The following is a 12,594-nucleotide window of genomic DNA, read 5'->3' as shown; positions in this document are numbered from 1 at the left end:
AAAAAGGATGATTGCCAAGCGCAGTTCACTGTATATAATCCCAGTCACTGTATAAAAAGACAGAGCGATCAACATGCTAAAACTGACGCCACGCCAAGCTGAGATTCTGGCTTTTATCAAGCGCTGCCTCGATGACAACGGCTACCCGCCGACACGAGCGGAAATTGCGCTGGAACTGGGGTTCAAGTCCCCGAACGCCGCCGAAGAACACCTGAAAGCCCTCGCCCGCAAAGGCGCGATCGAGATGACCCCGGGTGCCTCACGCGGTATTCGCATCCCTGGCTTCGAAGCCAAGGCCGACGAATCGACCTTGCCGATTATCGGCCGAGTCGCTGCCGGTGCGCCGATCCTGGCGCAGCAGCACGTCGAGGAATCCTGCAACATCAACCCGACTTTCTTTCATCCACGTGCCGACTACCTGTTGCGGGTCCACGGCATGAGCATGAAGGACGTGGGCATTTTCGACGGCGACTTACTGGCCGTTCACACCACACGTGAAGCCCGTAATGGCCAGATCGTCGTCGCCCGTATTGGCGATGAAGTCACCGTCAAACGCTTCAAGCGCGAAGGCAGCAAGGTCTGGCTCCTGGCCGAGAACCCTGAGTTCGCCCCGATTGAAGTGAACCTGAAAGATCAGGACCTGGTGATCGAAGGCTTGAGCGTCGGCGTCATTCGCCGCTAAAGGAGGCACCATGCAGTTCATGCACACCCCGCAACAGGCACAATTGTCGCTGTTTGAGGCTTTTATGGCCCAACCGCTTTCGCCCATCCTCAAGGAAACGGTCGAAGCGCCCTGGAGCGCCGAACCTGAGGCGTTCAGTGAACTGTCGTTGCGCGGTGCTGCCGGGAATTGCCTGAGCCTGCTGGCGCCCATGCTGCGCGAATTGAGTGAGGAGAAGGACGCTCGCTGGCTGACGCTGATCGCCCCGCCCGCCAGCCTGACTCAGGCCTGGCTGCGGGACGCCGGTCTCAACCGCGAGCGTATTCTGCTGCTGCAACCGCGCGGTACGCAAAGCGCTCAGCAGTTGACCTGCGAAGCGTTGCGCCTGGGCCGTAGCCATACGGTCGTGAGTTGGTTGAACCCACTGAATGCGACCGCCAAGCAACAGCTGATCAGCGCCGCGCGCACGGGCGATGCACAGAGCTTGAATATTCGATTGGGATGAAAGATGAGCTACAGACCAGCCCTGAAGTGAAGGGCTTTTGCTAGAGCAGTCTTGTGTAAGAAGCGGACTTGTGTGGCGAGCGGGCTTGCCCCGCGTTGGGCTGTGAAACAGCCCCAAAATCAGACACCGTGGAGTACCTGATCTACCGAATTCAACTCTTCAGGGCCGCTTCGCAGGCCAACGCGGGGCAAGCCCGCTCGCCACAGTAAATCCGCCTAACAGACCAAACCGATTGTCCAAACCTGGCCGATCTGCTTCAGCCAGCCAGCTTGCCATAGCAATCCAGCCCACTAAACCGGCTTAGTGAAGCACCCGCGATCCATCGTCTTTTTCCGGCTCGCCTTCCGCCAGGCGGCCCGCCATCTGCACACCCACGCTCAACATGGCTTTAGCCACTTCAACGTGCTGGCCTTGCAGGAACGCTTTGGCGTCCTCGGAAAAATCCAGAATAACCAGAGAACCCTCGTCCTCAGCCCGGCGCAGCTCTATTCGGCCGTCAGGCAGTTCAACAATTTCCAGAAAGGACGTTGGCATAAAAGTCTGTTCTCCACGAAAGGCCGGGATTATATCAGTCATCCACCCGGCCTCGCTGAGGATCTGAGCAGGTTTCTTTACGGCTTGATGAATGGTGCTCTGCGCAATACCACTTTCAAAGTGGGAGCTGGCTTGCCTGCGATAGCGGTGTATCAGCAACCAAACTGCAAGCTGGCCTACCGCAATCGCAGGCAAGCCAGCTCCCACAGTTGCTCGATGCCGCAGCTCAACGCCTTCTGCTCAGCACTCGTTCAAGCCTTCACGAAAGCGCAGAGCCAGCTTTTTCAGCGCCTGGCGCCAGCTTTCCAGCTCTTGCCGGCTCAGCGGTTTGGGCTCGTCTTCCTCAATCGCCACCGCCACGATCAGCGGCTGTGTCACGTCGCCCTTGGGTACGTGGGGAATGCGCGGCGGCTGGAACATGTCGGCGTGCGCCTTGAGCAAACGCGCTATCCAGCTGTCAGGGCTTTGGGCCATTTCAATCAATTCGGCGAGCTCCGGAATGGCCATGGTCTCCAGCACTTCGCGGGTCATGATCATTTCTGCGCGCGGCAAACCGGCCTGGGGCAAGCGGTAGAACCCGGCGATTTCATGGCACAGGCCCAGCAAGGCGCCGTACAGGTGGAACAACGCCGCCTCACGACCCGCCTGGACCAGCGCGATGGCATTCATCTCTTTCCCTTCCTCGGCGCGGCCAAGGGCTTCCAGGGACAAACCCGCGAAGTAAATTTTCTGATTGGTACGGGTATAGAGTTCGTTGGCCATAACGGCAGTCTCCACAACGAAAGAGGCGTAATGCTGGCTTAACAGTGTCACGGATCAGCCGAGACGCCTGCAAGCGCAAAAAAAGGCCGCCTATGCAGGCGGCCTTTGTATCGGGCAGGTATTTCGATCAAGCGCCCTGACGCTTGTCCTCGACCTTCCACTTGCCACCGTCGAAGAAGGCTTTCCAACCGGTAGGCTTGCCGTCCACTTCGGTCTGCACGTACTGCTCCTTGGTCTTGCGGCTGTAGCGGATCACAGCCGGGCGACCGTCCGGGTCTTTTTTCGGCGCTTCGCACAGGAAGTGGTATTTCGGATCGATCTCGTCCTTGTGCGGCACGATCTCCAGCACCAGCGGTGCACGGGTCTCGCGGTTTTTCGGGAACTGGCTGGCGGCCAGGAACAGGCCCGAAGCACCGTCACGCAGGATGTAAGTGTCGTTGACCTTCTCGCACTTAAGCTCAGGCATCTTCACCGGGTCCATCTTCGGCGGCGCCGCGTCACCGCTTTTCAGCAGCTTGCGAGTGTTTTTGCAGGTCGGATTGGTGCAACCGAAGAACTTGCCGAAACGGCCGGTCTTGAGCTGCATCTCGCTGCCGCACTTGTCGCATTCCAGGCTCGGGCCTTCGTAGCCCTTGATGCGGTAGGTGCCCTCTTCGATCTCGTAGCCGTTGCAATCCGGGTTGTTACCGCAGATGTGCAACTTGTGCTTTTCGTCCAGCAGGTAGGCGTCCATCGCAGTGCTGCAGATCGGGCAGCGGTGCTTGCCACGCAGGACCAGAGACTCGGATTCACCCTCGTCATCCGCCGCGATTTCATCGCCCGGCACCAGGTTCACGGTGGCCTTGCAGCGCTCTTTCGGCGGAAGGCTGTAACCCGAGCAACCGAGGAACACACCAGTGGACGCGGTACGAATCTGCATCGGCCGGCCACAGGTCAGGCACGGGATGTCGGTCATTACCGGCTGGTTGGCACGCATGCCGGTGTCAGGGCTTTCAGCCACTTCGAGTTTTTTCTTGAAGTCGCCGTAGAACTCGTCCAGCACGTTTTTCCAGTCGCGCTCGCCCTGGGCCACGTCATCGAGGTTCTCTTCCATGCCGGCGGTGAAGCCGTAGTCCATCAGGTTGGAGAAGCTCTCGGACAGGCGCTCGGTCACGATGTCGCCCATCTTTTCCGAGTAGAAACGACGGTTATGCAGCGCGACGTAGCCACGGTCCTGAATGGTCGAGATGATCGCCGCATAGGTCGAAGGACGACCGATACCGCGTTTTTCCATCTCTTTTACCAGGCTGGCTTCCGAGTAACGCGCCGGTGGCTTGGTGAAGTGCTGGGACGGGTCGAGCTTGATCAGCTTCAACACGTCGCCCTGGGCCATGTCCGGCAGCACATCGTCATCGCCTGGCTTGGCGATTTGCGGCATCACACGGGTATAGCCGTCGAACTTGAGGATACGGCCCTTGGCGCGCAGCTCGAAGTCCGAAGCCGCTACGCTCACCGTAGTCGACAGGTATTGCGCCGGCAGCATCTGGCAGGCCAGGAACTGGCGCCAGATCAGCTCGTAGAGGCGCTCAGCGTCGCGCTCCATGCCACTCAGCTTGCTTGGCTCGGTGTTGGCGTCGGAAGGACGAATCGCTTCGTGAGCCTCCTGAGCGCCTTCCTTGCTGCTGTAGACGTTCGGCTTCTCCGGCAGGTACTTCTTGCCGAACTCGCTTTCAATGTAAGTACGCGCCATCGCCACCGCGTCTTGCGACAGGTTGGTGGAGTCGGTTCGCATATAGGTGATGTAGCCGGCTTCATACAAACGCTGGGCCATCATCATGGTCTTCTTCACACCGAAGCCCAGGCGGTTACTTGCAGCCTGTTGCAGGGTGGAGGTGATGAACGGCGCCGACGGTTTGCTGCTGGTCGGTTTGTCTTCACGCTTGACGATGCTGTAGCTGGAAGACTTGAGCTTCTCCAGCGCGGCCATAGCCTGGGCTTCATTCAGCGGTTTGAAAGCCTCGCCTTTCTCGCGGGCCACTTCAAAGCGCACGTTGGCGCCCTTGGCGGTGCCGAGGTCAGCGTGAACTTCCCAGTATTCTTCGGGGTTGAACGCACGGATTTCGCGCTCACGCTCCACCACCAGCTTTACCGCAACCGATTGCACACGGCCGGCGGACAAGCCACGGGCGATCTTCGCCCACAGCAGTGGCGAGACCATGTAACCCACGACGCGGTCGAGGAAACGACGGGCCTGCTGAGCGTTAACACGGTCGATGTCCAGCTCGCCCGGCTTGGAGAAGGCTTCCTGGATGGCTTTTTTGGTGATTTCGTTGAACACCACACGCTTGTAGCGGCTGTCATCACCGCCGATGGCTTCGCGCAGGTGCCAGGCAATGGCTTCCCCTTCGCGGTCCAAGTCCGTCGCGAGATAGATGGTGTCGGCATCCTTGGCGAGCCGGCGCAGCTCTTCGATGACCTTTTCCTTGCCTGGAAGGATTTCGTACTTGGCCTTCCAGCCATGATCCGGGTCCACACCCATACGTGAGACCAGCTGCTTGCGCGCTTTCTCTTTAGGGGTGAGCACCGGACCTTCGCCCGCAGCCGCCTTGCCGCGCTTGGCGGCAGGCTCCTTGCTGGCGCTAGCCGAACCGCTGGTGGGCAGGTCTCGGATATGGCCGATACTCGACTTCACCACGTACTCGTTGCCCAAGTACTTGTTGATGGTCTTGGCCTTAGCCGGGGATTCCACAATGACCAGCGATTTGCCCATGGATCGGAAAATTCCTGAATTCGAGAAGTGAGAGGCAGTTGGCGCCTGTCGCGGCAACGCTATATATAGTGGCAACAAGGTGAGGTCAAGCGCAGCATTCTGCGCAGCCCGCCGTTATTGCCCTGAAAAAAGACTGGGTTCGACCTGGACCAAAGCAAAGCGCGGGACCTGCTCGCCGTCAACTTCGACGCTCTCCAGGAACATGCTCAAGGGGCGCACCCAAAAGCCGTAATCGCCATACAGTGCTTGGTAAAACACCACTTCTTCTTCGGTCTCGGAGTGCCGCGCCACATTAAAAACACGGTACTGCGGACCTTTATAATGTTGGTAGAGCCCTGGTTCGACTTTCATGCTCTGGCCCTCTTACAAAATGTCTTGAAAAAAAATATTAAAAAATCCAAAAAACAAAAACCGGGGCACTGGGCCCCGGCTTCCGTCAACGTAACGCTTAAACGCGTTCGAAGACGGTGGAAATGCCTTGGCCGAGACCAATGCACATGGTTGCAACCCCAAGGTTGCCGCCATTTTGCTTCATCACGTTAAGCAAAGTGCCGGAGATACGCGCACCGGAGCAACCGAATGGGTGGCCCAGGGCAATCGCACCGCCGTGCAGGTTAACCTTCTCGTTCATCTTGTCGAGAACTTTCAAATCTTTCAACACTGGCAAGGCCTGTGCGGCGAAAGCTTCGTTGAGCTCGAAGAAGTCGATATCGGAGATGGTGAGGCCCGCGCGCTTCAAGGCTTTTTGTGTGGCCGGTACTGGACCATAGCCCATGATTGCCGGGTCCACACCCGCCACGGCCATCGAACGAATCACGGCCAGCGGCTGGATACCCAGGTCCTGGGCACGCTGCGCCGACATCACGATCATGCACGAAGCACCGTCAGTGATCTGCGACGAAGTGCCGGCTGTCACGGTGCCGCCCTTTGGATTGAAGGCAGGCTTGAGGGCCGCCAGGCTTTCCAGGGTGGTGTCCGGACGAATGGTCTCGTCGTAGTCGAACAGTTTCAGGAAACCGTTCTCGTCGTAGCCGTTCATCGGGATGATCTCATCCTTGAACTTGCCTTCCACGGTTGCCTTGTGGGCCAACTGGTGGGAGCGCAGGCCGAACGCGTCCTGGGCTTCGCGGGTAATGCCGTGCATTTTGCCGAGCATTTCCGCGGTCAGGCCCATCATGCCCGAGGCTTTCGCCGCGTACAGCGACATGTGCGGGTTAGGGTCGACGCCGTGCATCATGCTGACGTGGCCCATGTGCTCCACGCCACCCACCACGAACACATCACCGTTACCGGTCATGATCGCCTGGGCGGCAGTGTGCAGCGCGCTCATCGAGGAGCCACACAGGCGGCTGACGGTTTGGCCGGCTGCCGTGTGCGGGATCTGAGTCATCAACGACGCCATGCGCGCAATGTTCCAGCCCTGCTCCAGGGTCTGGTTAACGCAGCCCCAGATCACGTCTTCGACCTCGTTCGGGTCAACCTTGACGTTGCGCTCCAGCAGCTTGCTGATCAGGTGCGCCGACATGTCTTCAGCGCGGGTGTTGCGGTGCATGCCGCCCTTGGAGCGGCCCATTGGCGTGCGACCGAAGTCGACAATCACCACGTCTCTTGGATTCAAGCTCATAAATATTCTCGCTCTAGTCGTCTGGGCGCTTAACCGAAGAAACGCTGGCCGTTTTTGGCCATCTCGCGCAGTTTTTCGGTCGGGTGGTACAGCGGGCCCAAATCAGCGTATTTGTCAGCCAGGGCAACGAACTCGGCCACACCGATGGAATCGATGTAACGCAGTGCACCACCACGGAATGGAGGGAAACCAATACCGTACACCAGGCCCATATCGGCTTCGGCGGCGGTTTCAACGATGCCGTCTTCCAGGCAACGCACGGTTTCCAGGCACAGGGCGATCATCATCCAGTTGATGATGTCCTCGTCGGACACCTCACGCTGCTCGTAGATGACCGGAGCCAGCACTTCGTGAACCGACGGGTCGGCCACTTTCTTCTGCTTGCCCTTCTTGTCGGCCTCGTAGGCGTAGAAGCCCTTGCCGTTCTTCTGGCCCAGGCGCTTGGCCTCGTACAACGCGTCGATCGCCGAGCGGCGGTCGTCTTTCATACGGTCCGGGAAGCCTTCAGCCATGACGTCGCGACCGTGGTGACCAGTGTCGATGCCGACCACGTCCATCAGGTACGCCGGGCCCATTGGCCAGCCGAATTTTTCCATGACCTTGTCGATGCGCACGAAGTCCACACCGGCACTGACCAGCTTGGCGAAACCGCCGAAGTAAGGGAACAGCACGCGGTTGACCAAAAAGCCCGGGCAGTCATTGACCACGATCGGGTTCTTGCCCATTTTCTTGGCGTAGGCAACGGTGGTGGCAACAGCCAGCTCGCTGGACTTCTCGCCACGGATGACTTCCACCAGCGGCATCATGTGCACCGGGTTGAAGAAGTGCATGCCGACGAAGTTTTCCGGACGCTTGAGAGCTTTGGCCAGCAAGCTGATGGAAATGGTCGAGGTGTTCGACGCCAGAATCGTGTCGTCTTTAACCTGGGCTTCCACTTCAGCCAGTACGGCCTGCTTGACCTTCGGGTTCTCGACAACGGCTTCGACCACCAGGTCGACGTGACCGAAATCGCCGTAGGACAGCGTAGGACGAATGCCGTTAAGCACTTCAGCCATCTTCGCAGGGGTCATGCGACCTTTATCAACGCGGCCGACCAGCAGCTTGGCGGCTTCTGCCAGGCCTTGCTCAATGCCGTGCTCGTTGATGTCTTTCATCAGGATCGGCGTGCCTTTGGACGCCGACTGATAGGCGATACCGCCGCCCATGATACCGGCGCCGAGTACGGCAGCCTGTTTCACGTCTTTGGCGATTTCGTCGTAGGCCTTGGCCTTTTTCTTCAGCTCCTGATCGTTCAGGAACAAGCCGATCAGGCTTTGTGCAGCCGAGGTTTTCGCCAGTTTGACGAAACCGGCAGCTTCCACTTCCAGGGCTTTGTCGCGACCGAAGTTCGCGGCCTTCTGGATGGTCTTGATCGCTTCAACCGGCGCCGGGTAGTTCGGGCCGGCCTGGCCCGCCACAAAACCTTTGGCGGTTTCGAACGACATCATTTGTTCGATGGCGTTGAGCTTGAGCTTTTCCAGCTTCGGCTGACGCTTGGCCTTGTAGTCAAATTCGCCGTTGATGGCGCCTTTGATCAGGTTCAGTGCAGCTTCGGCCAGTTTGTCCGGCGCAACCACAGCATCAACGGCGCCGACTTTCAGCGCGTCTTCAGCGGTGTTTTCCTTGCCAGCGGCAATCCACTCGATGGCATTGTCGGCACCGATCAGGCGCGGCAAGCGTACGGTGCCGCCAAAGCCAGGGTAGATGCCCAGCTTGACTTCAGGCAGGCCGATTTTGGCAGTGGCCGACATCACACGGAAGTCTGCCGCCAGGCACATTTCGAGGCCGCCGCCCAGCGCGATGCCATTGATCGCGGCAACGGTGGGTACATTAAGGTCTTCGAAATCACTGAAAATCTTGTTGGCTTCGAGGTTGCCAGCCACGAGCTCGGCATCGGGCAGCTTGAAGTTTTCGACGAATTCGGTGATGTCAGCGCCGACGATAAACACGTCCTTGCCGCTGGAGACGATCACGCCCTTGACCGAGGCATCTGCTTTGATGGTGTCTACGGCCTGACGCAATTCATTCAGGGTTAGACGGTTGAACTTGTTGACGGACTCACCCTTGAGGTCGAATTTCAATTCGACGATGCCACTTTCAAGAGCCTTAACCGTGATGGCTTTACCTTCGTAAATCATCAACTGATCTCCACGATATGGAAGCTGAACAGTACACACTGGACGCTGGCCTCTGGTCTGACATTGATTATTTCGTCAATGCTCAAGCCAATCCGCCAGGCACACCCGCCAATGCGATAGTCGGGGTTATGTATGAGTCGTCTGACAGACAAACGCTCAATTCATACGCCCGTTTGATTTGGGTACGCCACCTTCATCCAATTCCGGGCAATTGTCAATCGCTCGAAAGGCGAGGAAAAACGCGACTTTCCAGTCATTTTAGGAACTTCAACCATAGCCTCACGCCCCGTCAATATTCAAATATTCACGAAATCAATAACAGAAAAGTTATGGGAAAAAACTGTACAGAACCGGATATGCCGCTAGGCTGGCAACAACCGTAACGCGCCTGGATGAACATCCGACGCGGCAACCACAGATTTACCGGCCTGCCTGGCCAACTCCAGCCCGATGATGATGTCGGGCTTTTTAATGCCCGATGTTCACGTCAGCGGTCTCAGGCCAGGGCCTTGAGCAGCGCATCAATAGCCTTCAACACATTCGCATCGCCCTTCTCGCCCCAATACAAGGCGATCATTTGCTTGTCGGCTTCGACTTTGTAGACGTTGGCCGGCAGCGTCGCAAAATGCGGCAACAACTTTTCATCCGTGCATGCCTCGCGCCACTGATTGACCCATACCCCAGGCGCCTTCTGCCAGTAACTCCAGATGGCCGGCGTACTGCCACGCCGTGGCCGACAGTACTGCGCGCAGGGGCTTGGTGGCTCTTGGCTGAGCCAGTGCGGCCACTCCTGGGGCGAGAGTTGCATCGCCAGGCCGATGCGGCGCGCCTCCATGCGCAGGGCCATGCGCCCGCTCTGGTGGCGTGAAGGACGCAGCCATGCCAGAGGGCTCAGAACCACCAGAAGGATTGACACCACTATCCAGACCGTCATATGTGTACTCCCGAATTTCTAGATGAGCGGATTTGATCTGACGCAACCCCATCCGCTTGAAAGCAGCCATACTGAATTTATTGCAGTCCCCTGGAGGAACGCCTCATGCCCTACAACCATATTCTGGTCGCTGTCGATCTGACCGAAGAGTGCGATCCGGTGATCAAGCGCGCGCAGGAATCTGCACTGGCCAATGGCGCCATACTGTCTCTGGTGCATATCGTCGAGCCCATGGCCATGGCCTTTGGCGGTGACGTACCGATGGACCTTTCCCAGTTGCAGCAACAACAATTTGACCAGGCCAAGGAGCGCCTGGACCGTTTGATTCTCAAATACCCGCACCTGAAAAAGGAAGACTGCCACCTGACATACGGCCAACCGCGCCAGGAAATCCATCACTTGGCCAAGGAAAAGGCGTGCGACTTGATCGTGGTGGGCAGCCATGGTCGTCACGGTCTGGCGTTGTTGCTGGGTTCTACTGCCAATGATGTACTGCACGGCGCGCCATGCGATGTGCTGGCGGTAAGACTGGTGAAGAGTTCCTAAGAACACCGAAAATCAAATGTGGGAGCTGGCTTGCCTGCGATAGCGCTGTATCAGTCGCCAGATGTATGAACTGACAGACTGCTATCGCAGGCAAGCCAGCTCCCACATTTCTAACTGTATTTCATATAAAAAACCCGGTGCTCACCTAAGTGAACACCGGGTTTTTTAATGCACTGGAATCAATCAGGCATCCAGCTCGGCCCAACGCTCAACCAACACTTCCAGCTCCTGGTTCAAGGTCTCCAGGGAAGCGATGACCTTGGCAGTCTCGGCCGCCGGGCGCAGGTAGAAACCCGCGTCAGCCATTTCCGCTTCTACCGCAGCGATCTGCTTTTCCTTGGCCTCGATATCACCCGGCAAGGCTTCCAGCTCGCGCTGCAGCTTGTAGCTGAGTTTTTTCTTGGCGCCAGGGGCAGCGTCCTGAGCCGGTGCAGCCGCCGCAGGCGTCACCACTGCCGAGGTCAAGTCGGCTTTGCCGGACTTGCTCTCGGTCACGCCCAGCAGGCGCGGCGAGCCGCCCTGACGCAGCCAGTCCTGATAACCACCGACGTATTCGCGCACCTTGCCTTCGCCTTCGAAAACCAGGGTGCTGGTCACCACGTTGTCGAGGAATTCCCGGTCGTGACTGACCATCAGCACGGTGCCGTTGAAAGTCAGCAACACTTCTTCGAGCAATTCCAGGGTTTCAACGTCGAGGTCATTGGTCGGTTCATCGAGTACCAGCAGGTTGGCCGGTTTGCTGAACAATTTAGCCAGCAACAGACGCGCGCGCTCACCACCGGACAAGGCTTTCACCGGCGTACGGGCACGTTGCGGGCTGAACAGGAAGTCGCCCAGGTAGCTCAGCACGTGGCGGCTCTGACCGTCGATATCGATAAAGTCGCGACCTTCGGCAACGTTGTCGATCACGGTTTTTTCCAGGTCCAACTGGTGACGCAACTGGTCGAAGTAAGCCACGTCGATCTTGGTGCCTTCTTCTACCTTGCCGTTGGTCGGCTGAAGGCCGTTAAGCATCAGCTTGAGCAAGGTGGTCTTGCCGGTACCGTTGGCGCCAAGCAGGCCGATACGGTCGCCGCGCGTCAGGACCATCGAGAAGTCCTTGATCAGGAACGGGCCGCCCGGGTGATGGAAGCTCACGTTCTCGAGCACCATCACTTGTTTGCCCGACTTGTCGGCGGTATCCAGCTGGATATTCGCCTTGCCGGTGCGCTCGCGACGCTCGCCACGCTCAACGCGCAGGGCTTTGAGTGCGCGTACACGGCCTTCGTTACGGGTGCGACGCGCCTTGATGCCCTGGCGGATCCAGACTTCTTCCTGGGCCAGCTTTTTGTCGAACAGGGCGTTGGCGGTTTCTTCAGCGGCCAGCGAGGCCTCTTTGTGCACCAGGAAGCTGGCGTAGTCGCCGTTCCAGTCGATCAGGCCGCCACGGTCCAGCTCGAGGATGCGTGTTGCCAGGCTTTGCAGGAAGGCCCGGTCGTGCGTGATAAACAGCACGGCGCCCTGGAAATCCTTGATGGCTTCTTCAAGCCAGGCGATTGCGCCGATGTCCAGGTGGTTGGTTGGTTCGTCGAGCAGCAGCAGGTCCGGCTCGGACACCAACGCCTGAGCCAGCAGCACGCGACGACGCCAGCCGCCGGACAATTCGGCGAGGGTCTTGTCTGGCGGCAGTTGCAGGCGGCTCAATGTGCTGTCGACCAGTTGCTGCAACCGCCAGCCATCACGGGCTTCGAGGTCTTGCTGAACGTGCATCAGCTTGTTCAGGTCGTCTTCGGTGACACAGTTCTGGGCCAGGTGGTGGTATTCGGCGAGCAATGCGCCAACACCGTCCAGGCCTTCGGCAACCACGTCGAACACTGTCCGTCCGTCGGCCACCGGCAATTCTTGCGGCAATTCGCCGATCTTGAGGCCTGGGGCGCGCCAAACAGAGCCGTCATCGGGCTTCTGGTCGCCTTTTACCAGCTTCATCATGCTGGACTTGCCGGTGCCGTTGCGGCCGATGATGCACACCCGCTCACCACGGGCGATCTGCCAGGACACCTTGTCCAACAACGGCATAGCGCCGAAAGCAAGGGACACATCGCTGAATTTGAGCAGGGTCATAC

At 58.5% G+C, this 12,594-nt stretch carries 12 protein-coding genes; 4 read left to right on the top strand and 8 right to left on the bottom strand.

The window, feature by feature from the left end:
- Positions 1 to 73 precede the first annotated feature (73 nt).
- Positions 74 to 682, top strand: a complete 609-nt coding sequence (lexA, locus tag ACP7A2_RS18330; RefSeq protein WP_003172575.1) for a transcriptional repressor LexA — start codon at positions 74 to 76, stop codon at positions 680 to 682.
- A 10-nt stretch (positions 683 to 692) separates the two neighbouring features.
- Positions 693 to 1,166 (top strand): SOS-induced cell division inhibitor SulA, encoded by a 474-nt coding sequence (sulA, locus tag ACP7A2_RS18325; protein ID WP_426135346.1) that lies wholly within the window; start codon positions 693 to 695, stop codon positions 1,164 to 1,166.
- A gap of 300 nt (positions 1,167 to 1,466) precedes the next feature.
- On the opposite strand, the gene ACP7A2_RS18320 is transcribed toward sulA, so the two are convergent.
- The 6 genes from ACP7A2_RS18320 to fadB form a co-directional block, all read right to left on the bottom strand.
- On the bottom strand, positions 1,467 to 1,700 hold the full coding sequence (locus ACP7A2_RS18320; protein WP_078827895.1) for a hypothetical protein: 234 nt from the start codon (positions 1,698 to 1,700) through the stop codon (positions 1,467 to 1,469).
- 240 nt (positions 1,701 to 1,940) lie between these two features.
- Complete coding sequence (locus tag ACP7A2_RS18315; RefSeq protein WP_426135345.1) at positions 1,941 to 2,462, bottom strand: DUF6586 family protein; 522 nt, start codon at positions 2,460 to 2,462, stop codon at positions 1,941 to 1,943.
- Between the two features lie 127 nt (positions 2,463 to 2,589).
- Positions 2,590 to 5,211 carry a type I DNA topoisomerase gene (gene topA, locus ACP7A2_RS18310; protein ID WP_426135344.1) on the bottom strand — a complete coding sequence of 874 codons (2,622 nt, stop codon included), beginning with the start codon at positions 5,209 to 5,211 and terminating at the stop codon, positions 2,590 to 2,592.
- 114 nt (positions 5,212 to 5,325) lie between these two features.
- Positions 5,326 to 5,562 carry a DUF1653 domain-containing protein gene (locus ACP7A2_RS18305; RefSeq protein WP_200430536.1) on the bottom strand — a complete coding sequence of 79 codons (237 nt, stop codon included), beginning with the start codon at positions 5,560 to 5,562 and terminating at the stop codon, positions 5,326 to 5,328.
- Between the two features lie 97 nt (positions 5,563 to 5,659).
- Complete coding sequence (fadA, locus tag ACP7A2_RS18300; RefSeq protein ID WP_024074080.1) at positions 5,660 to 6,835, bottom strand: acetyl-CoA C-acyltransferase FadA; 1,176 nt, start codon at positions 6,833 to 6,835, stop codon at positions 5,660 to 5,662.
- Positions 6,836 to 6,864: 29 nt separating this feature from the next.
- Positions 6,865 to 9,012 (bottom strand): fatty acid oxidation complex subunit alpha FadB, encoded by a 2,148-nt coding sequence (fadB, locus tag ACP7A2_RS18295; protein WP_375067758.1) that lies wholly within the window; start codon positions 9,010 to 9,012, stop codon positions 6,865 to 6,867.
- A gap of 17 nt (positions 9,013 to 9,029) precedes the next feature.
- Between fadB and ACP7A2_RS18290 the strand changes: the two genes are divergently transcribed.
- A complete protein-coding gene (locus ACP7A2_RS18290; protein WP_426135343.1) occupies positions 9,030 to 9,395 on the top strand; it encodes a hypothetical protein in 366 nt (121 codons plus the stop codon).
- Positions 9,396 to 9,508: 113 nt separating this feature from the next.
- Here ACP7A2_RS18290 and ACP7A2_RS18285 read toward each other — a convergent pair whose 3' ends face one another.
- Positions 9,509 to 9,946: a hypothetical protein gene (locus ACP7A2_RS18285; protein ID WP_426135342.1), complete on the bottom strand. Its 438-nt coding sequence runs from the start codon at positions 9,944 to 9,946 to the stop codon at positions 9,509 to 9,511.
- A gap of 105 nt (positions 9,947 to 10,051) precedes the next feature.
- Here ACP7A2_RS18285 and ACP7A2_RS18280 point away from each other — a divergent pair, with 105 nt between their 5' ends.
- Positions 10,052 to 10,492 (top strand): universal stress protein, encoded by a 441-nt coding sequence (locus tag ACP7A2_RS18280; protein ID WP_314563561.1) that lies wholly within the window; start codon positions 10,052 to 10,054, stop codon positions 10,490 to 10,492.
- Between the two features lie 183 nt (positions 10,493 to 10,675).
- On the opposite strand, the gene ACP7A2_RS18275 is transcribed toward ACP7A2_RS18280, so the two are convergent.
- A complete protein-coding gene (locus ACP7A2_RS18275) occupies positions 10,676 to 12,592 on the bottom strand; it encodes an ATP-binding cassette domain-containing protein (protein WP_426135341.1) in 1,917 nt (638 codons plus the stop codon).
- Between the last annotated feature and the right edge of the window lie 2 nt (positions 12,593 to 12,594).

The organism is Pseudomonas sp. PWP3-1b2 (genome assembly GCF_049896045.1).
GTDB lineage: Bacteria > Pseudomonadota > Gammaproteobacteria > Pseudomonadales > Pseudomonadaceae > Aquipseudomonas > Aquipseudomonas antarctica_B.
The sequence above is the reverse complement of the archived record's forward strand: the minus strand, read 5'-3'. Positions and strand labels throughout refer to the sequence as shown.

Excerpts from the sequence above, each read along its gene's own strand:
- lexA (WP_003172575.1), top strand. The coding sequence starts at position 74 with ATGCTAAAACTGACGCCACGCCAAGCTGAGATTCTGGCTTTTATCAAG.
- sulA (WP_426135346.1), top strand. The coding sequence starts at position 693 with ATGCAGTTCATGCACACCCCGCAACAGGCACAATTGTCGCTGTTTGAG.
- ACP7A2_RS18320 (WP_078827895.1), bottom strand. The coding sequence starts at position 1,700 with ATGCCAACGTCCTTTCTGGAAATTGTTGAACTGCCTGACGGCCGAATA.
- ACP7A2_RS18315 (WP_426135345.1), bottom strand. The coding sequence starts at position 2,462 with ATGGCCAACGAACTCTATACCCGTACCAATCAGAAAATTTACTTCGCG.
- topA (WP_426135344.1), bottom strand. The coding sequence starts at position 5,211 with ATGGGCAAATCGCTGGTCATTGTGGAATCCCCGGCTAAGGCCAAGACC.
- ACP7A2_RS18305 (WP_200430536.1), bottom strand. The coding sequence starts at position 5,562 with ATGAAAGTCGAACCAGGGCTCTACCAACATTATAAAGGTCCGCAGTAC.
- fadA (WP_024074080.1), bottom strand. The coding sequence starts at position 6,835 with ATGAGCTTGAATCCAAGAGACGTGGTGATTGTCGACTTCGGTCGCACG.
- fadB (WP_375067758.1), bottom strand. The coding sequence starts at position 9,012 with ATGATTTACGAAGGTAAAGCCATCACGGTTAAGGCTCTTGAAAGTGGC.
- ACP7A2_RS18290 (WP_426135343.1), top strand. The coding sequence starts at position 9,030 with ATGGAAGCTGAACAGTACACACTGGACGCTGGCCTCTGGTCTGACATT.
- ACP7A2_RS18285 (WP_426135342.1), bottom strand. The coding sequence starts at position 9,946 with ATGACGGTCTGGATAGTGGTGTCAATCCTTCTGGTGGTTCTGAGCCCT.
- ACP7A2_RS18280 (WP_314563561.1), top strand. The coding sequence starts at position 10,052 with ATGCCCTACAACCATATTCTGGTCGCTGTCGATCTGACCGAAGAGTGC.
- ACP7A2_RS18275 (WP_426135341.1), bottom strand. The coding sequence starts at position 12,592 with ATGACCCTGCTCAAATTCAGCGATGTGTCCCTTGCTTTCGGCGCTATG.